At 35.5% G+C, this 1274-nt stretch carries 2 protein-coding genes; both read left to right on the plus strand.

Annotated features, from left to right (window positions below):
• Positions 1 to 14: 14 nt before the first annotated feature.
• Positions 15 to 1112: a DegT/DnrJ/EryC1/StrS aminotransferase family protein gene (locus tag AB4653_RS12690; RefSeq protein WP_032555314.1), complete on the plus strand. Its 1098-nt coding sequence runs from the start codon at positions 15 to 17 to the stop codon at positions 1110 to 1112.
• 38 nt (positions 1113 to 1150) lie between these two features.
• A partial coding sequence (locus AB4653_RS12695) for a glycosyltransferase family 2 protein (RefSeq protein WP_372104315.1) occupies positions 1151 to 1274 on the plus strand: 124 nt, incomplete at its 3' end.

Consider the following 1274-nt stretch of genomic DNA (forward strand, 5'->3'; position numbering starts at 1 on the left):
CCAGAGTAATTATGATGATTCCATTTTTAGACTTAAAAAAAATTAACGAAAGATACAAAGACGAAATTAAGGCTTCCTTTGACAAGGTTATTGACTCTGGTTGGTATATCATGGGAAATGAGCTCGAGCAGTTTGAAAGAGAGTTTTCAACTTATTGCCAAACGAAGTTTTGTATTGGTGTCGGCAATGGGCTAGATGCTCTAACGCTTACTTTGAAAGCATGGAAAATTATGGGGTTAATCGATGATGGTGATGAAGTTATTGTCCCTTCTAACACTTTTATTGCATCGGTGCTTGCTATTTCGGAGTGTAATTTGACTCCTGTATTAGTTGACGCAGACCCAAATAACTTTAACATCGATGTTTCCAAAATCGCTCAAAAAATCACATCAAAGACCAAAGTCATACTTCCGGTACATCTGTACGGTCAATTAGCTCCAATGAAAGAAATTTGTAAGCTAGCTGAAGATTATGACTTGTTGGTGCTAGAAGATTGCGCACAAGCACATGGAGCTATGATTGATGGGAAAAAAGCGGGATCTTGGGGTCATGCTGGTGCCTTCAGTTTCTATCCAGGGAAAAACTTAGGGGCTCTAGGTGATGCCGGTGCAATTACAACAAGTGACGAGAAGCTAAAGGAAATAGTTTCTGCATTAAGAAGCTATGGCTCTCACATAAAATATGAGCACATTTACAAAGGTGTGAACAGTAGGTTGGATGAAATACAAGCGGCTATTTTAAGAGTTAAGCTTAAGTACATTGATGAAGATATTAAAGATCGTCAAAGGGTTGCACGTTATTACATTGACAATATTAATAATGATTTAGTAAAACTCCCTGAATGGGAATATGAAGAAAGCCATGTTTTTCATTTGTTTGTTATTAAGACATCGGAACGAGAAAAGTTGAGTGAATACTTGTTAGAAAATGGTGTTCAAACTCAAAAACACTATCCTAAATTTGTCAATGAACAGGTAGCGTACGCCGAAATAGATCATGAAAATGAAGTTAGAGCTATTTGTGATGATATTTTAAGTCTACCGATAAGCCCTATTTTGACTGAATCAGAGCAAAAGCATGTAGTGAACCTGATCAATAACTGGTCTAATTAATTATGAACGAATCGAGTCTTCCTCTAATTTCAATATGCATGGTTACTTATAATCATGAAAATTATATTTCAGATTCTATTGAAAGTTGTTTATCTCAAACTTATAAAAACTTTGAGCTAATTATTGTTGATAATAACTCTACAGATGGTACTGTTGAAATAG

It is taken from the genome of Vibrio sp. 10N.222.48.A3 (assembly GCF_041475345.1).
In the GTDB taxonomy this organism is placed as follows: Bacteria; Pseudomonadota; Gammaproteobacteria; order Enterobacterales; family Vibrionaceae; genus Vibrio; species Vibrio tasmaniensis_A.